Source organism: Ruegeria sp. BB1 (assembly GCF_056539465.1).
On sequence record NZ_JBQFVB010000009.1, the window covers coordinates 105,873 to 124,063 of the forward strand.

General features: G+C 56.1%; 12 protein-coding genes. 8 read left to right on the forward strand and 4 right to left on the reverse strand.

The window, feature by feature from the left end; all coding sequences use genetic code 11:
- Positions 1 to 72 precede the first annotated feature (72 nt).
- From ACR0AL_RS17340 to ACR0AL_RS17350, 3 genes are all read left to right on the forward strand, one after another.
- Positions 73 to 1,581 carry a UbiD family decarboxylase gene (locus ACR0AL_RS17340; protein ID WP_480664067.1) on the forward strand — a complete coding sequence of 503 codons (1,509 nt, stop codon included), beginning with the start codon at positions 73 to 75 and terminating at the stop codon, positions 1,579 to 1,581.
- Positions 1,578 to 2,150, forward strand: coding sequence for a UbiX family flavin prenyltransferase (locus ACR0AL_RS17345; RefSeq protein ID WP_170394548.1), 573 nt, complete (start codon positions 1,578 to 1,580; stop codon positions 2,148 to 2,150). The genes ACR0AL_RS17340 and ACR0AL_RS17345 overlap by 4 nt, the downstream gene beginning before the upstream one ends.
- A gap of 91 nt (positions 2,151 to 2,241) precedes the next feature.
- Positions 2,242 to 5,604 (forward strand): DUF3857 domain-containing transglutaminase family protein, encoded by a 3,363-nt coding sequence (locus ACR0AL_RS17350; RefSeq protein WP_480664033.1) that lies wholly within the window; start codon positions 2,242 to 2,244, stop codon positions 5,602 to 5,604.
- A gap of 17 nt (positions 5,605 to 5,621) precedes the next feature.
- Here the strand turns inward: ACR0AL_RS17350 and ACR0AL_RS17355 are convergent, their stop codons facing one another.
- A complete protein-coding gene (locus ACR0AL_RS17355) occupies positions 5,622 to 6,530 on the reverse strand; it encodes a LysR substrate-binding domain-containing protein (RefSeq protein ID WP_480648347.1) in 909 nt (302 codons plus the stop codon).
- Between the two features lie 95 nt (positions 6,531 to 6,625).
- Between ACR0AL_RS17355 and ACR0AL_RS17360 the strand changes: the two genes are divergently transcribed.
- Together ACR0AL_RS17360 and ACR0AL_RS17365 are read left to right on the forward strand one after the other, a co-directional pair.
- The gene (locus ACR0AL_RS17360; RefSeq protein ID WP_480648345.1) at positions 6,626 to 8,146 is read left to right on the forward strand and encodes a trimethylamine methyltransferase family protein; all 1,521 of its coding nucleotides are present in this window, start codon (positions 6,626 to 6,628) and stop codon (positions 8,144 to 8,146) included.
- 45 nt (positions 8,147 to 8,191) lie between these two features.
- Positions 8,192 to 10,660, forward strand: a complete 2,469-nt coding sequence (locus tag ACR0AL_RS17365; protein ID WP_480664035.1) for a GcvT family protein — start codon at positions 8,192 to 8,194, stop codon at positions 10,658 to 10,660.
- Positions 10,661 to 10,736: 76 nt separating this feature from the next.
- Here the strand turns inward: ACR0AL_RS17365 and ACR0AL_RS17370 are convergent, their stop codons facing one another.
- Entirely contained in the window at positions 10,737 to 10,985 is a 249-nt protein-coding gene (locus ACR0AL_RS17370; RefSeq protein WP_170351229.1) for a hypothetical protein, read from the reverse strand.
- A 291-nt stretch (positions 10,986 to 11,276) separates the two neighbouring features.
- Between ACR0AL_RS17370 and ACR0AL_RS17375 the strand changes: the two genes are divergently transcribed.
- Positions 11,277 to 13,334: an adenylate/guanylate cyclase domain-containing protein gene (locus ACR0AL_RS17375; protein ID WP_368040049.1), complete on the forward strand. Its 2,058-nt coding sequence runs from the start codon at positions 11,277 to 11,279 to the stop codon at positions 13,332 to 13,334.
- 171 nt (positions 13,335 to 13,505) lie between these two features.
- On the forward strand, positions 13,506 to 15,389 hold the full coding sequence (locus ACR0AL_RS17380) for an SLC13 family permease (RefSeq protein ID WP_437436691.1): 1,884 nt from the start codon (positions 13,506 to 13,508) through the stop codon (positions 15,387 to 15,389).
- 199 nt (positions 15,390 to 15,588) lie between these two features.
- Here the strand turns inward: ACR0AL_RS17380 and ACR0AL_RS17385 are convergent, their stop codons facing one another.
- Together ACR0AL_RS17385 and ACR0AL_RS17390 are read right to left on the reverse strand one after the other, a co-directional pair.
- Positions 15,589 to 16,137 (reverse strand): isochorismatase family protein, encoded by a 549-nt coding sequence (locus ACR0AL_RS17385; protein WP_170351230.1) that lies wholly within the window; start codon positions 16,135 to 16,137, stop codon positions 15,589 to 15,591.
- Between the two features lie 12 nt (positions 16,138 to 16,149).
- On the reverse strand, positions 16,150 to 17,010 hold the full coding sequence (locus tag ACR0AL_RS17390) for a HalD/BesD family halogenase (RefSeq protein WP_170351231.1): 861 nt from the start codon (positions 17,008 to 17,010) through the stop codon (positions 16,150 to 16,152).
- Between the two features lie 129 nt (positions 17,011 to 17,139).
- On the opposite strand from ACR0AL_RS17390, the gene ACR0AL_RS17395 reads away from it, so the two are divergent.
- Entirely contained in the window at positions 17,140 to 18,009 is an 870-nt protein-coding gene (locus ACR0AL_RS17395; protein WP_480664038.1) for a LysR family transcriptional regulator, read from the forward strand.
- Positions 18,010 to 18,191: the final 182 nt, after the last annotated feature.

The window sequence follows — 18,191 nt, forward strand, 5'->3', positions numbered from 1 at the left end:
CGTTAATTGACTGTTGTCAATTCTGCGCGACAAAATCGTTGTTAGGGAAAGGCAGATTACCGGAGCTGTCCCATTCGCACCTTACCGAAATTTCCCACCCTTCGTGATTTTCTTGTTTGGAGCGAAAGCACCGGCCAATTCCAGGCGGTGTCCGAACCCATCTCTTTGCGCCACCAGATGACGGCCGTGCATCGCGCTGTTTTGGAAGCACAAGGGCCGGTTCTGCGGTTTGATCACCCGGTAACGGCGCAGGGCGACCGATTGGATTTTCCCGTCGTAGTCAACCTGTTCGGCACAGCCCGGCGTGTCGCCGCCGGGCTGGGCGTTACGCCAGATGGCCTGGATGAATTGGGGTCCTTTCTGGCGGCGCTGCGCAGCCCCGCGCCGCCGGATGGGTTGCGCGATGCCCTGTCACACTGGCCGATGTTGAAGGCGGCGTTGGCAGCGCGTCCAAAAACCGTTCGGTCGGCGGCGGTTCAGGATGTTGTCCACACCGGGACAGATGTCGACCTGTCTGCATTGCCGGTACAGACCCATTGGCCGGGCGATGCCGGGCCACTGATCACATGGCCCGTGGTGGTGACCCGCCCGTATGACAGCGATGCCGGGGATGTCAGCCGCTACAATGCTGGCATTTACCGTGTGCAGGTTCTGGACCGGAGCCGATTAATCATGCGCTGGCTGCCTCATCGCGGCGGGGCGGGGCATCATCGCAGCTGGGTTCAGCGTGGTGAAAAAATGCCTGTGGTCATCGTTTTGGGTGCTGATCCGGCAACGCTGTTGTCAGCGGCGTTGCCGCTGCCGGAAACCGTGTCAGAGTTGAGTTTTGCAGGTGCCTTGAACAGCACACGACCCCGGATGATACCAGCCAAATCTGTGCCACTGTTGGTGCCGGCCGACGCCGAGATTGTGTTGGAAGGCTGGGTTTCCCCAACCGATACCGCCCCCGAAGGACCGTTTGGCGACCACACCGGATACTACAACCCGGCCGAGCCGTTTCCTGTGATGCATGTCACCGCCGTGACCCTTCGTGAAGCACCAGTCTACCTGTCCACCTATACCGGTCGCCCCCCGGATGAACCTGCCATCATCGGCGAAGTGTTCACCCGACTGTCTTTGCCGACCATCCGCGCGCAGATACCCGAAGTGCGTGACCTCTGGCTGCCACCTGCCGCTTGTTCGTATCGCATGGCGATTGTCAGTATCGACAAACGCTATCCCGGACAGGCGCGGCGGGTGATGATGGCGCTTTGGGGGATGTTGCCGCAATTCAGCTATACCAAGATGATCGTGGCCGTGGATGACGATATCGATCCGTCTAGCTGGGACGACATCGCCTGGGCGCTGGCCACCCGCATGGACCCTGTGCGCGATGTGATGTTGCTGGAAAATACTGCCATGGATTACCTCGACTTTGCCTCGCCCCAACCCGGATTGGCGGGCAAGATGGGCATCGATGCCACAACCAAGATCGGTTCGGAAACCTTGCGCGAATGGGGTGAGGTCATGCGAACTTCGGATGCCGATGCGGCCTTTGCTGCTGATCTGTTGGGCCGGATCATGCCGGGGCTGAGCCAATGAGCGCTGCCCGTGTCATATTGGGGGTGTCCGGTGCATCGGGCGCAGCGCTAAGCCTTGCTGTGGCGGGCAATTTGTCGGGGTTGGGAGTTGAGATTGATCTGGTCGTCAGCCCGGCGGCCAATCTTACGTTGGCGCAGGAATGCGGCGCGGATGCGTTGGACGATCTGTGCAATCTGGCGACCCGGCACCATGCCACCGGCGATGTGGGGGCAAGTATCGCTTCCGGCTCGGTCCCGGTTGCGGGCATGATTGTAGCGCCTTGTTCGATGCGCACGCTTGCAGCGATTTCGTTGGGTCTGGACGACAACCTGCTGACCCGAGCGGCCAGCGTGCAGCTTAAGGAACGCCGCCCTTTGATCCTGCTCACCCGCGAAGCGCCGTTGACGTTAGCGCATCTGCGCAACATGACCTCTGCAACGGAAATGGGGGCCGTGATCATGCCGCCTGTGCCCGCCTTTTACCTCAAGCCGCAAAATTTGAATGACGTGATCGATCAGATTGCTGCGCGGGCTGTTGATTCCCTGCGTTTGAGTTCCCCCACCGCCGCGCGCTGGAATGCGGGTGCCTGAACAGGGCGCGATTTGGACGTTACGGAATCCATAATTCTGCCACTATGGTGCAATCTATTGGCGAGTATTAGATTTTTGGGATTCTCTTATTGTGAACGCTCTTTTTCCTGACATTTCGGCAGCACCAGTCAAAACACCCATTTTTAACGTTGAAACCGAATTGAATGGCGCCGTTCGGGCAGAGCTGCGCCAATTGGAGGCGCGCAAGCAGTTTGCGCTGAACCTGCTTTTTGCCCTGGCCTTGAGTGTCTGGGCTGCCATTTTCCTTGCTGAATCCGTGGGCACTTTCTTTGTTTCATGGCATTCGAATCTGGGCCTTTCGGCGGCTGGTGAACAACCTTGGACCGCGTTGTTCGTCGGGCTGCTATGCTTGTTCTTTGCGCGGTCGAGCGCGTTGAAAGCAGGCAGTTTCTGGGCGATCTGGACGGGCCGCGCGCCTGTTATTCTTACTCCAACTGAGCGTGTGCCCGAGGCAGTGACTTATTCGATTGAGCAAGACCACGTCATCGCACAAGAGAAGGATTTCACCGAATCTTGGCATTTTGCGCATATCTCTAAACTTGAACGCAATGGGCGGTTCGTGATGTGGCGCAGCCCCGATATGCGGTTGCTTTTTATCCCCTTACCGACCGAGCAAGATGCCCAGCACCTGCTGCGCAAACTCAAACAGGAAAGCCGTTCGGGCAAAGGCAGTTTTGCGCTGCAAGACGCACCGGATGCGGCGTTGGTGCAGAATATCTCGGCCCGGGACGCGTTTGAGGCGCTTGAAGGAGTCGCAAGGAAAACAGGAACCAAATGCCCCAATAGGTTGGATTCTGTTTTCAACTATTTGACCTTCTTGATCCTCACCGGGTTTGCTGCGCTTGGCCTGTGGTCCCTTGTTTCGGGTAATACCGTGCAGGCAGGTTTTCCGCTGTTCAATCAGCTGTGCCTCGTGCTGTTGGTCACCGCACTGATGGCGCATGCGTCGTTTTTTCGAAAGCATCTGCCCCGTCTGCGGCATCTGCACTTTGCTCGGTACGGGCTTGTGCGCGGCATCGCCTGGGGACCGACCGCAGTGACCTGCGACACGTCAGGATTAGAGATCTGGCGGGAAGGCAGGGTTTTGCGCATCGGCTGGAACATGGTGCGCGCGGTACACTGCGAAAATTTTCTGACTGTTGTTGAGCTGACCGACGATCAGGTTTTTGTCATCCCTGAAATCCCGTCGGCGACAAACTTATTTGCTGCCCACCGTACATCGCGAGGATTGGGCCCATGGGATGGCGCCAGACACGCCACGGTACCGAAACAGGGAAAAAAGAAACGGTGGTGGTCGTTCCTGATCAGCAGTGTGGTCTGGTTGATTGTTTTCGTGACGATCTTGGGATTCATCGGCTGGCTTCAATCCAAACCCGCCGCAGCCGAGATGCTGCGAAATCCAACCCTGCCTGCATGGTACGAAGAGGTTTCGCCACAGGATCGAGGGGCCGCTTTGGCAGCAGACAGATCCGTGAGCCAACCCCTGTTTGATGAGAAAATGCGGGTCGAAGAGGCCGGGTATGAAATCGTCAGACAGAGATTTTTTGTTGTTCACGACCGGTCCAGTCTTGAGGATTTCGGTGAGGTTCGCCTGACGGTGGATCCGATTTTCGAACGCGCCACATTGCATCGGCTGCGGATACATCGGAACGGAAAGACATTTGACCAACTCGACTTGCCGTTTCGAGAATTGAGTCTGGAGCGTGAACTCAAATCCGGCGTGATGCAGGGCGATATTGAATATTTCGGCCAGATCGCCGATCTGCGCGTGGGGGATGGCCTTGAGATCATCTGGTCGAAAAAAGCGACAACACCGGTTTTTCCTGATCAGTTCCACTATTGGGCAGACAAGCCCAGAGTCAGCAGTTGGACGGAGAGGCGGATAAGTATCGACCTGCCAGCGTCGACCCGTTTTGGTCTGAATCATACCGAAGACTTCTCGATCACCCGTTACGAAGCCAATGGGCGCACGGTCTTGTCGTGGGCTTTTGGCGAGATTGAGGAGGAAGACAGAAACCTGCATGCGGCAGAGGCCTGGGATGTCTCGAATGACGGGATGCAGCTGTCCACGTTTCTCGATTGGGGACAGATCGCACAGCGCTTTGCGACAGATTACCGACCTCGTCCTGATCTTTTGCCCGATGATCTGATCGCGATACTTGAAGAGATCGCGGCGCAATCGGACGACCCCGAATGGCGCGCGACCCAGGCCCTGCGGCTGGTTCAGGACCGTGTGCGGTATTTCAGTGTTTCCATCGGGGAAGGCGGTTGGATACCCCGTACGCCGAATACGGTCTGGTCCACAGCTTACGGGGATTGCAAGGATAAGGCGCTGTTGCTGATTTCGATGCTGGCGCATCTGGGTATTCAAGCCGATGCGGTCATCGTGGATCATGAAATCGGACCTGCCTTGCCACGCATGTTGCCGTCGCCCTTTGTTTTTGATCATGCGATTGTTCGCATTCGCGATGTACAGGGCGATTGGTTTGTTGACCCCACCGACTTGTTGCAGGGCGGAGTCGGCCGGGCCATTTCGCTGACCGATTTCACCTGGGGGCTGCCGCTGTCACCGGACAGCACCGAACTGGTCGAGATTGTGCGGCATCTTCCAGCTGAGCCCACGTCCGAAGTTCTGCAAGAGTACACTTTGTTGGATGAAGGTCCGGTGGCTGCCATTCTGGATGTGACCGAAACCTGGCGCGGTGTGAACGCAGATTACAGGCGGTGGCTTTTTGATCGTCAGGATGAGGAAAAGCGGCACAAGAATTACGAAGATTGGTATGCCGATCGCTTTCCCGGTGCCACGCATCCCGATGCGATGGTTGTTGAGGATGATCTTGACGCCAACGTCATTCGGCTGGTGCAGCGATATTCCCTGCCGCGCGACGGGTTCGAAGAAGATGGCCTTTGGGCGGACCTGAGCCATTTTGGCTATGTGGTTTCGGATCAGCTTTACGAGCTTGATGATGACGCAGCGTTGGCAGGGCAATCGCAGGTTAATAATCCGATCCACGCTGTACACACAGTGGTCATGCGCAATGTGCCGGCATCCTTGAACCAACCGGTCGGTCACAGCTTTGAAAACCGCTTTGTCGATTTTGAAACCAAGGGCGAGTGGAACGAAGCTGACGGGTCCTTGCGCTATGAGTGGGTCCTGAAAACCAAGAAAACCACACTAAAACCCGGAGATGAAGACGCCTGGCGCGAGGCGGCTGATTACGTTGAAGATCATGACATTTACAACGTCAACCTGCATCAAAACCTGTTCGGCCTGGAATTGGATAAGCCGGTCTATCTGGGGATGAACGGAACCCAGTTGATGGTTCTTCCCCTGCTTGTGTTGGTGGCCATGATGATGTTTTTGATGTTCCGCAGCGGTGTCAGAGCTGAAGTGGCAGCCAGCCGCGCAATGATGGACGCGGACCGGCGCTGACGCCCGCCCCGCCCTTGTTATCCCTCTTGCCGGGAAGACAGGATCCAATCCCGCACAATCTCGGCCTTTGGTGTCAGGGGGCGAGTTTTGGACCACACCAGATAAAACCCCTTGCCCGTTTTCCAGGCCCATTCAGGACGCGCCGCCAGCATGCCCTGCCGCACCAGCGGAGCTACGACATGATGCCAGCCAAAGGCAAAGCCCTCGCCCGCCATCGCGGCCTGCAAAACCAAGGCATAATCGTTCAGCCGCAGACCGGTACGAGGGGTGACCTCGGCGATGCCAAAGGTGCGAAACCACTGTTCCCATGTGGGGCGTTCACGGACCGGCTCCTCTAGGTGAATAAGCCGTTGATTCAGAAGGCCGGGCACATTCTTGAGCGTGACGGCGGCGGCCATGACGCGAGGTGAAGCGACGGGATAGATCACCTCATCCGATATCAAATGCGCGTCGCAATCGGGCCAATTGCCATCGCCCAACCGCACGGCAAGGCTGATAGTTTCCACATTCAGGTCCGGCTCGCGATCGCTGGATTGCAGGCGCAGCTCAATATCGGGATGATTTTGCTGAAACGATGCTATTCGAGGCATAAGCCAGTAGTTGTTGAATGCCGAGGAAGCGCTGAGTGTCACGTGATCATTGCTGGCAAATTGCCGGATCGAAGCTGCAGAATGCGACAGCAGCTCGAACGCGCGGGTGACATCTGAAAACAGACGGTTTCCTGCATTGGTCAAAGTGATCCTGCGATGGCTGCGCCGAAACAATACGACGCCAAGTGAGGTTTCCAATTGCTTGATCGAGGCACTGACGGCGGGTTGCTGCACATTCAACTCCTCTGCCGCTTTGGTGAACGATCCCGTGCGTGCGGCAGCTTCGAAGACGACCAGATGGCGAGGAGAGGAGAGGAGGGACCAGGGTTTTTGCATAACTTCAGATTATGCTAAACATCAATATTTTCAACCGTCACAGAGATGTGGTTGAGCGCTATGGTTCTTGAAGAAACATGGCGATGAGGGTTTCAATGGCACGGCGCGCTCGGACATCCAGAAAACGGCAGGACACACATATCGCTGTGCCCGCCTCACCCTTTATTCAGCGCCAGGCCCCGTTTTACGATCTGCTTGACGAGGAGCAGGTCGTTCGTCTGGAACGTCAGGTGGATTGGTTTTTGCAGGACGTCGGCATCGCCTTTCGTGACGACCCCGAGGCGCTTGCGCTATGGAAGTGCGAAGGGGCACAGGTCGACGGTGATATCGTGCGCGCCCCTGCAGATTGGATTCGCGCCCTTTGTGCCAAGGCACCGCGTGAGTTTACTCAGTTGGCCCGCAATCGGGATCGATCGGTTGTCATCGGCGGTCGAAATCAGGTTTTCGCTCCGGTCTATGGCGCCCCTTTTGTGCGTGATCTGAAAGGTGGGCGGCGTTATGGCGATCTGAACTCCTTTGAAGACCTGGTGCGCCTTACCTACCTGCACCCAAACTTGCATCACGGGGGTTTTGTGACCTGCGAGCCGTGTGATGTTCCAGTCAGCAAGCGGCATCTGGATATGTTGCTGGCCCACATGACGCTAAGCGACAAACCGCATCTGGGCGCAATTACCGAGATGAGCCGCGCTCAGGACAGTGTCGACATGGCCGAGATCGTATTTGGCGCGGATGTGATGGCGGAAAACTGTGTCATCATGGGCAACGTGAACACCAATTCACCGCTGCTGGTGGATCGGGTGGTGACGGAATCCGCGCGGGTCTACAGCAGCCGGGGGCAAGGTATGATGGTGGTGCCGTTCATCCTGTCCGGGGCGATGGGGCCGGTGTCGACCGCCGCCTCGGTGGCCCAGGCATTGGCCGAGGCGATGATGGTCTGTGCATATATTCAGCTTATCCGTCCCGGTGCGCCTTTTGTACTGGGGAACTTCCTGTCTTCGATGTCGCTGAAATCCGGCGCGCCGACTTTTGGCATGCCCGAGCCGGTGATCTCGAATTATGCGATCGGGCAACTCGCGCGACGCGTGGGCCTGCCTCTGCGCTGTGGCGGATCGCTGACAGCGTCCAAGATCGAAGATGCGCAAGCCGCGTATGAAAGCGCGGATACGATGCATTCGACCATGTTGGCCGGGGCGAATTTCGTGCTGCAATCGGCGGGCTGGCTGGAAGGTGGACTGTGCGCCGGCTTCGAAAAGCTGATCATGGATGCGGACCGGCTTGGGTCTTATCAAAAGGTTCTGGACCTGGGGCTGGACACATCAGACGAAGCGCTGGCCAGTGACGCCTATGAGGAGGTTGGTCCCGGCGGTCATTTCCTGGGCTGCGGTCACACCATTCGTAATTATCAGGATGCGTTCTATGAACCCGCGCTCAGCCACAGTGAAAACGTCGAAAGCTGGGAGGATGAAGGTGCCAAGGACATGCGCACGCGGGCTTATGAACGCTGGAACCAGATGCTGAAAGATTATGAGGCACCTCCCATCGACGTGGCGTTGAAAGAAGAGTTGGAGGCATTCGTTGCCAAACGCAAAGAAAGCTTGCCCGACGCCTGGTACTAAGTTCCCCGACCTTTCACCTATGCCGGTCAACCAAGGAAAACACGTATGCCCGAGATTCAAAAAGACGAAACAGCCACCGGCAAACCGTTGCCGTCCCACGCCAAGGTCGTTGTAATTGGTGGCGGTGTCGTTGGCTGCTCGATCCTGTTTCATCTGGCCAAATTCGGCTGGAAGGACGTGGTGCTTCTGGAACGAGATGAGCTGACCTCGGGTTCAAGCTGGCATGCGGCGGGGCAGATTCACACGATCAGCTCGGACCCGAATATCAGCCGTCTGCAAAGCTATACCATTGATCTGTATAAAGAGATCGAGGAGACCTCGGGCCATTCGGTTGGATTGCATATCACTGGAGGTTTCTACGCGGCCTCGACCAAGGAGTGGTACGACTATCTGAAACGCGAGCGGTCCAAGGCGCGCTATATGGGCCTGCATCAGGAGTTCATTTCTCCGTCCGAGTTGGCCGAACGGCACCCGCTGGTCGATCCGAAACACTACTATGCAGCGCTGTGGGATGATCAGGACGGCGATCTGGACCCGTCGGGGGCGACCTATGCATTTGCCAAATCTGCGCGCGTTTATGGTGCGCAGTATTTCACCCATTGCGGTGTCACCGCGATGTCGCAGCGACCCGACGGCTCGTGGGACTTGACCACGCCCAAAGGTCAGATCAATGCCGAACACGTGGTGAATTGTGGAGGGCTGTGGGCGCGCGAGGTCGGGCATATGTCTGGCATTCACCTGCCGGTTCAGCCAATGGAACACCATTATCTGATCACCGAGAAAATCCCTCAGATTGCTGAGCGGATGGAGATCATGGGAGAGGCGGGGCGCCTGCCCGCCGGGATCGACTATGAGGCCAACATCTATTTCCGGCAGGAACGGCAGGGGATGCTGCTGGGCACGTATGAACCGAAATCGACCCCTTGGAAGGTGAACGGCACGCCGTGGGATTTTGGGCATGAGCTGCTGCAACCTGACCTTGACCGCATTGCCGATCGGCTGGAGATGTCGTTTGAACGCATTCCTACCATTGGCGAGGCTGGGATCAAGGACATGATCAACGGTCCCTTCACCTTTGGTCCTGATGGCAACCCGATGATCGGCCCGGTGCCGGGGATGAAAAACTATTGGGTCGCAGTGGGCGTCATGGCGGGCTTTTGCCAAGGCGGCGGTGTGGGGCTGACCATGGCTGAATGGATGATCGACGGAGAGCCTTCGATCGACGTCTGGGCCATGGATGTGGCGCGGTTTGGCGAGTTCGCAACGCCAGACTGGGGCACAATCAAATCCTCGGAAAACTACGAACGCCGTTTCGTGATGACGTTTCCGAACGAAACGCTACCCAAGGGACGGATGCAGAAAACCACCGCGCTTTATGATCGTTTGGTCGCAAAAGGCGCGCGGATGGGGCAGGGCTTTGGGTTGGAAAACGCGCTGTGGTTCGCCGATGGCCCTGAGGACGCGCATGAAGACCCGACTTTTGAGCGCAATCGCAGTCACGACTATGTCGCGCGTGAGGTGAAAGCGGTGCAAGAGGCTGTTGGTGGGATCGAGATTGCCAATTTCGCCAAACATGAATTCAAAGGCGCGGGTGCGCGGGCCTATCTGGATTACGTGCTGGCCGGGTATGTGCCCAAACCGGGGCGCCTGACGCTGACACCGATGTTGACGCCCAAGGGTAAGCTCTTTGGTGATTTGACCGTGGCCTGCTTGGCCGACGATCACTTTATCCTGTTTGGTTCAGGCGCCATGCAAGAGGCGCATCGCCGCTGGTTCGAAAAGGACCTGCCGGATGATGTGAGCTATGCCAACGTGTCGGACGATTGGCACGGAATCGCATTGTCTGGCCCCAAATCCCGCGAGTTGTTGGCGCGGCTGACGCGAGAGGATGTCTCGGCCGAGGCCTTCAAGTTCCGCGATCTTCGCCAGACCTTTGTGGCCGGTGTACCGGTGATCCTGAATCGCATCTCGTTCAGCGGCGAACTGGGCTATGAGATTTATTGCAAGCCGCAATACCTGTTGCGCTTGGCCGAAGCGATTGAAGAGGCCGGGGCCGATCTGGGCTATCGCTGGTATGGGGCCCGCGCGTTGATGTCGATGCGGCTGGAGAAAGGGTGGGGTGTCTGGACGCTTGAATTCCGCCCGGATTTCAATGCAGTTGAAAGTGGCATGCAAGCCTTCATCAATTGGAACAAAGAGTTTGTCGGCAAGACGGCGACCGCGGCGGCCCGCGCGGAAGGCGCCAAACAGAAGCTAGTGACCATGACAATCGACGTCGACGGAATTGATGTGTCGAATGATGAGGCGATCGTGAAAGACGGCACTGCCGTCGGTTATGTCTCGTCCGGTGGCTATGCGCATCGGGTCGGGGAGTCGATGGCCATGGGGTATGTTGCCGCGGACCATGCCGCGCCGGGAACGATCCTACAGGTGGAAATCCTTGGCGCGTTCTATGACGCCACGGTTCTGGGTGCACCAATTTACGATGCCAATGGAGCCAATATGCGCACCTGAGTAGTTGGTCGAAAAGCCATCCGCGCACAGGTTACAAGACCGTCATCATTTTGTTGGCTTGTAACCTGGCCTGCCATCAGCGTTCGTCAAAAGCGTTGTTCACGGTGTGATGCACCGGCTTCAGCATATAGGCGAGCAGAGTATTCTCGCCTGTGGTCATCTCTGCCACCACGGTCATTCCGGCCTGAAGAGGACGTTCATACGCGCCGCTGCCAATAGATTTTTCGGCCAACTGTATCGAAGCCCGGAAATAGGTTTCGCCTGTCATCTCATCGACAAGCGACACCGAATCCAGCCCGCCTGAGCAGATTACGATCGTTTTCATATTTTGAACCCTTGTTTTGTTACCCGGGTAGGCTGCGACCGGGATGCACCCTGTTACACACGGGGGCTAGGCGTGCCAATCCTCCATTCCCGCAATCACGCGCTTGTGGTAGATGACCCGTGGGTCGTACGGCGTGACCAGATATTCACTTGCTGTGTTCAACACCGGGTAAACTAATCGGCATGATCCTTGAAACTATCTGGAAACAAGAAATTGCACCCTCTAATCTTCCACTGACATTTGGCCGATCAACCCCGGGTTTAAGCCACCAGCAGCCGTTTTGGACCACAAGTGCGAGTCAGCGTAGGAATTGCCGTATCAATACTTGTCGCGCTTTCAATCGGCGCGTCGACTTTTGTGGTGCATTCGCTGTGGTGGACGACCGCGAGGGAAAACAGTCGGATGTTGGCGGCCGAGATCAACAGTCAAATCGCCAACACGGTGCGGATTGAAGTTGGATTGACCCTAAGATCCGCCGAAGCGGCCTGGGCCGCGGTCCGGACAATATTTGTCCAGAATGTGATTCAGACACAGCAAGCCGACAAGCGAGAGTTTGTGTTTCTGTCGCAATTGCAGGCGCAGCCCAACATATCGTGGATTACCTTCGGCTGGCCTGACGGGGACTTTTTCGCCGCCCACCGTTTAGGCGACAGTGGGCTGGAGATGATCGAAATCAACGACGAGATCCGGGATCGGAGCCTGCGTAAGGACCGTTACATCTTTATTCCGGGGGACATCCAATTCGAAGACCGCTCGTTTTCGCCAACCCAATATGATCCGCGCGATCACGCCTGGTACGGTAATTTCATTGATCGCGATACGCCGGACTGGATCGAGGTGCGCGACCTGCCGGGTAGCGACAAAACGGTCTATGCCTTTGCCGGGGCAATCGACGTGAACCGCAGACGCCAAGGCGTGTTGACGGTGGCCATTGAAACGGATCGCCTGTCGCGCTTTCTGGGATCATTGCGGCCGGGTGAGTTTGGCGCGGCCTATATTCTGAGCGCGGATGGCAAGGTGATCGCCGTACCGGACCCGGATGCAGATGAGGTCACCCCGGCGCGGATGGGTGAAGGTGAGCTGTACGAAGTTGCCAAGATGTCTGGGGAAACCCTTTTGGCGACCTCTGGTCCGAATGTCGCCGGCAGTTTGACGACCCGTGTGGTGTATGACGACGTGCCCTATGCCGTGGCACTGACCCCGCTTGGATTTTACGGGTGGCGCGTGGCCACGGTCATCCCCGAAGCCGCCTTCCTGTCAGGTATCGACCGGACGCTCGTCAATCTGATTTATGCGCTGCTTGGGGTGGTTGTTGTGGCGACCGGTCTTGCCATTTGGTTAATGCGCAAGGTTGTGGCAAACCCTTTGTCGCGCGTTGCCGAAGACCTCAGCCGAATTGAACGTTTCGATGTCGAGCAGGTCTCGCGGCGTCCCTCGCGCCTGAAAGAGCTAAATAACCTGTCCGCAGCGACGGCCAACATGGCGGCGGGTCTGTCGGCGTTTCGAAAGTATGTGCCGACCGATCTTGTGCGAATGCTGGTGGCGGCAGGTATCAAGACGCAGCCCGGAGGGGAAACAAAAACGATATCTGTGCTGTTTTGTGATGTGTCGGGTTTCACCGGCCTGACCGAAAAGCATGGCCCGAAGATTGTCGAGTTGATGGCACCATTCTTCAGCGCTGCGTCATCGACCATTGAACGGCATCATGGAACAATCGATAAGTTCATCGGGGATGCGGTGATGGCGTTTTGGGGTGCCCCGCGAGAAAATCTCGACCACGCTGAAGATGCCTGTCGTGCTGCGCTGGAACTCGTGGACGTGGTCGAAAGTGCTGGCCTGCGAAGTGACTCTGACGATTCCCTGCGCGTCAGGGTCGGTCTGAACAGTGGTGAAGCTCTGGTTGGGAATATCGGATCGGAACAGCGGCTGAACTACACGGCAATTGGGGACGTCGTAAACGTAGCAAGCCGTCTGGAGGTGGCCAACAAGGCCTATGGCAGCGCGATCCTCATTGGACCCGAAACACGGCGAGAGGCAGGTGACGCGATCATCGTCCGGGAACTGGATACGCTTGAAATTGCCGGCCGGTCCGGAGAACTGGTTGTTTTCGAACTGATTGCCATGACTGACAGTGTCGCTGAGACCCCACCGTGGATCGAGGCTTATGAAACAGGTCTTGCCCATTACCGGGCCAGACGCATGTCCGAGGCGGTCGCGTCCTTTGAGACCGCAGATAATTTGCGCGGGGGCGATCCTGCGTCCGTTTTGATGATCAAGCGAGCAAAAGCGTTGCTGGCGGACCCTCCGCCAGGCGATTGGACGGGCGTTGCATTCATGGATGATAAGTAGTGTTTCCTTAGGATGTTTGAGGCGTGAGGCGCTCGTCACTGTGTTTTCTGGCGTCATCGCCTTGAAATTTTGTTTCGTTTTGCCGGTAAATACTGAAACATCATGACAGCGCGAGCTTGATAGTTTAGTTGTTCAATTTAAAGCAAAATTGACAATGTCTCGGTGAATATAGTGGAACACGTAACCTTCACGTTCGAGATGGGAGTGGTGTGCGCTTTGTTGGCCTTCACCGTTTTCCTTTTCGTATCGGAAATTGTCAGAATAGACCTTTCTGCGATACTGGTTTTGGTTCTGGTCGGCCTTCTTAGCTACGCTCCGGGGCTTGAGAACCTTGCCAATGTTTCGCAACTGTTCGACGGATTTGCGTCCAATGCGGTGATATCCATCATCGCGGTTATGATCGTGGGGGCGGGTCTGGATAAAACCGGCATCATGAACAAAGTTGCGGCGGTCATATTGAAATATGGGGGCACCGCCGAGAACCGGGTGCTGCCAATTGTTTCGGGCACGGTCGGCGTTATTTCATCCTTTATGCAGAACGTCGGTGCGGCCGCATTGTTCTTGCCCGTGGTCAGCCGAATTTCCTCTAGGTCCGGAATTCCGCTGTCCCGCTTGCTGATGCCCATGGGGTTTTGCGCCATTTTGGGCGGCACGATGACAATGGTGGGCTCATCACCGCTGATTTTGCTTAACGATCTCGTCATCACTGCAAACAAGGGTCTGCCCGCTGATCAGCAGATTGAACCATTTGGTCTTTTTTCGGTTACACCAATCGGAGCGGTCCTGATCTTAACTGGGATCGCGTATTTTCTGCTGCTTGGGCGGTGGGTATTACCGGGCGATACCGGATCTGACAGTACCGGCACAGGGCAGGGTACGCAGGAATATTTGCAACGGGTGTACGGGCTGCAGGCAGATGTTTTCGAGGTGATCGTGCCCGAAGATAGCCCGCTGGTGGGGCGCATTCTGGCTGATATCAACCACGAAGAACACCTATACATAATCTCTACGTTTTATCGTGGCAAAACGTCGATGGTTCAAGTCCTGACCGCCGAGATTGCAGCACCTTGCAGATTGGCCATCATCGGAAACCGCTGGGATGTAGAACAATTTGCACTGAAATTCGGTCTAACGGTTCTGCCGGATTTGGATATCTTCGTTGAAGAATTTGCGCCGACCAATGCCGGCATAGCCGAAGTCGTTGTGACGCCCGATAGCAAACTGATCGGAAAATGCCCGCGCGAGCTTTTGTTTCGCAAGACCTATGGCATGTCGTTGCTTGCAATTCACCGCGGTGAAGAAACGCTTAGCCATGTTGAAACCGACACGCACGAATCCACTCAGATCGGGCTCGAGGAATTTCACGCAGGGGACATGCTTGTTGCACATACCCGATGGGACAACCTGATGCGCATTAAGCGTGATCCTGATTTTGTCGTCGTGACAACGGATTTTCCGCAGGATGAATTGCGGCCGCAGAAGGTCGGTTGGGCCTTGGCCTTTTTCGCAATTTCCCTGTCGCTGATTTTGTTCACCGACGTTCGTTTGTCGTTGTGCCTGCTTACCGGAGCCGCGGGAATGATGCTCACACGTGTACTGAGTGTGGATGAGGCCTATCGCGCAGTCGGATGGAACACCGTATTCCTGCTGGCCTGTCTCATACCGCTTGGGCAGGCGGTGCAAAACACCGGAACGGCGGCATGGATTGCCCAGCAAATCATGATCATTCTAAACGGCTGGCCGATATGGGCGCTGCAGGCTGGTGTCGCGATATTGGCCACAGCCTTTTCGTTGGTCATGTCGAATGTCGGGGCCACTGTCTTGCTTGTGCCGCTTGCCATTTCGATTGCGGTGGCGGCAGGAGGCAACCCAGCTGTCTTTGCACTGACCGTAGCAATCTCGACCTCGAACAGCTTTATTATTCCAACCCATCAGGTCAACGCGCTGATTATGGGCCCTGCAGGTTACAAGGTTATGGATTTTGTGCGCTCGGGTGGAGTTATGACAATTCTGTTCCTGGTTGTTTCCTTGTTGATGCTTAACGTCATCTACTGAACTGCCCGGGCGCGCAGCCCGATCAGAGGTGCTTGTTTCTGAAAAAGGCGCTAGTTGACTAGGTAATTTGTCGGCGGACGTTTCGGTTCAGTCTGCTATTTCTTTCACGACGGAAAAAACGAAAAAAGTGTTGAGAAATCATGCTTTTGAATTCTGACTTATCATTAATCAACGCAGCGCTTCTTTTTGATCGCCAGTGTTATTGGGCCAGAATGTCGTTTGTGGATTTCACATCCGCGATTTCACCGTCAAGCGTTGCCATGCTAACCGAATGAACTTGAGTGGCATTGTGGGATTTTCCGTCCGGGCCGGTAAGCCCATAAGTCCAAACAGCATCGGCTGCATAGATTGGCTGAAAGCCAAGATCAGCTGCACTGCGCGTGGTCGATTCTACACAATGATTGGCGGTCGCACCGCACAGGATAACACGCTCGACGCCAGCGTCTTGCAGAATTGCCTGCAATGGTGTTCCCACAAAACCGCTGCTGCCGGTCTTGACGACGATAGGCTCATCGGTCGCCGGGGCCGCGAATGGTTGAACTGCACACCCCGGGGCGTCGGGGTGAAACGGGTCCTCGGGATCCGTACCATGGTGGTGAATATGGACGACCGTGCTGCCGTCGCGGCGGAATTTTTCCAGCAGCTGGGTAATATTGCTTTCTGCCTCGGGACAAGACCGTTCCGTGCCCAAAGCATCCTCGTGCGCCAGGGCCATTTGAACATCAATCACCAAAAGTGCGGTTTTCATTCATTTCCGTCCTTAGCCCGTGGTTTCAGCCTTGCGGCTGGCCAGTATGTTTTCCACCCGCTTGCCGTAAATGCGAATGTTGATCTCATCGCCGATTTCGCGGTCGGGCTGTTCGTCATAAGTCATCGTGGCCGTAATACGGGGGCGGTCTCCTTCAACCTTGGTCACGCCATGTAACGAGTACCCGCCACGGAACAACGTCAGCGTTCCCGCCCCGCGCGCGAAGGTCTGGGCATGAGACAAGTCCCCATCCAACAAGCGGTCCACCGCCTCTCGGTCTTCATCCGAGTCTGTCCGGGAATTTGGAATAAATGTGAACTCGCCACCTTTTTCGGCAGCCTGCAACAACAGCGTGACGGTGCATTCGGTCGTATCATAGTGCCAGGCATGTCCGCTTCCGGGTTGCAGGGCGACGACGTTGAGCGCCTGAAACTCATCCGCGCATCGATACAGTTGGTCTTTCATCTGCACCCGCCGCACAAACTCGGTCAAAATTTCTGACTGGTACAGCTGCTTGAGGCCGGACTCTGCCGGTATTTGATCATCTGCAAGCTGCACGGCGCTATGGATGAATTCTTTTCGGCGTGGATCATCGTCAGGCAGCGAAGGGTCAATCGCCCCCTGATAGATGTTTCGCTTCACGTGCAAAATCTCCGCCGTCGGAAGCAGGGCGTTTGCCTCTGAATTCACCTGTTTCAAAGCCTTAGAATGCAGAAAGCCATCCAGATTGCACCAGCCGTTGGTGTCGATGCTGAGCTGACATTGGGCTAATAATTCTGCACCCGGGCCATTGTCCAGATCGGCAATCGGGTAGCGGTCGAGGTCTACAAAATCCAGAGCGACATCCCGTTTGGATTGGCTGGTGTCAGTCATGATGATCTCCTTCAGGAAAACTCAACCGGTCAGTGCGCTGTCGCACACCCCGATACTATGCAGAGCAGTCTTGATCAGATAAAACGAAACAAAACGGGCCCATGAACAAAAAATTTTTATGGAAAGCTGATGCGCCACAATCTGAACCTCAACTGGTTGCGGAGTTTCGAAGCCGCAGCGCGATTGCTGAGCTTCACATCTGCGAGTCAAGAAATCGGCCTGACACAGACTGCCGTAAGCCAGCATATCAAAGCCCTTGAGGCGCAGCTGGGCGATAAGCTGTTCGTGCGCCGCCCCAAAAGTCTGCAATTGACCGATGTGGGCAAAGCTTACTTACTGCCTGTCCGCGAAGCACTGGGCACGATTGAGATGTCGACGACCGGTCTATTTGGTCCCCACGGGGCAGCAACGATCACTATACGTGCCTCGATGGCCTTCATCATGTGGTTGTCTCCAAGGTTGGATGGCTTTCTGCGCGATCATCCCGACACCAGCGTCAAACTTTTAACCTCGATCTGGAAGGATTCCTCGGAACAACACCCGGTCGATGTTGATATCGTCTTAGCGTCCAAAGACTATGTTGGCCCTAATTTGGAGCCGCTTTCGGACGAGGCGATTGTCCCGATTGTCAGTGCCGTGTCCCATGAAATGATAAAAGGACCCAAGGACTTACTGCAGCACCCCTCAATTCATATCTTGGGTTTTGACGATCATTGGGCGCGCTACCTTTCCGCCTTTTCGCTGGAATCAACGCGCCCTGGCGCGCGGCTGGTGACCGACACCTCAACCGCCGCGATCGAAATGGTTGGTGCTGGTTTGGGGTGTGCCGTGGTCATTGAACGTTTTGCGGCACGGGCGATGGCGGCCGGACAGAACATTCGTATCGCTGGCGAAGCGGTAGCATTGGAGCAATCTCATTACCTCATTAGAACAGATCACCGCGCTGCTGTTCGTCCACAAATCGAAGCGTTCAATTCTTGGCTTCGGCAGCAGTTCTGAGTTCAGCACCCTGATGTTGCCAGATGAGGTGAACTAAGCCACAGCTGACGAAGAATGAGGCCCTGCACTGTTTTTCTTAAGAAACATGGGGAAAACCCCCATGTTAACCCGCGAATCTTCACGTGAACGAATCTTGCGTAGTCAGTGATAGGGTGAGACCATCGCAGTACAGTCCGAGCAAA

Bases quoted from the DNA above. Each gene is read 5' to 3' on its own strand.
- ACR0AL_RS17345 (WP_170394548.1), top strand. From the start codon at position 1,578: ATGAGCGCTGCCCGTGTCATATTGGGGGTGTCCGGTGCATCGGGCGCA.
- ACR0AL_RS17355 (WP_480648347.1), bottom strand. From the start codon at position 6,530: ATGCAAAAACCCTGGTCCCTCCTCTCCTCTCCTCGCCATCTGGTCGTC.
- ACR0AL_RS17360 (WP_480648345.1), top strand. From the start codon at position 6,626: ATGGCACGGCGCGCTCGGACATCCAGAAAACGGCAGGACACACATATC.
- ACR0AL_RS17365 (WP_480664035.1), top strand. From the start codon at position 8,192: ATGCCCGAGATTCAAAAAGACGAAACAGCCACCGGCAAACCGTTGCCG.
- ACR0AL_RS17370 (WP_170351229.1), bottom strand. From the start codon at position 10,985: ATGAAAACGATCGTAATCTGCTCAGGCGGGCTGGATTCGGTGTCGCTT.
- ACR0AL_RS17385 (WP_170351230.1), bottom strand. From the start codon at position 16,137: ATGAAAACCGCACTTTTGGTGATTGATGTTCAAATGGCCCTGGCGCAC.
- ACR0AL_RS17390 (WP_170351231.1), bottom strand. From the start codon at position 17,010: ATGACTGACACCAGCCAATCCAAACGGGATGTCGCTCTGGATTTTGTA.
- ACR0AL_RS17395 (WP_480664038.1), top strand. From the start codon at position 17,140: ATGCGCCACAATCTGAACCTCAACTGGTTGCGGAGTTTCGAAGCCGCA.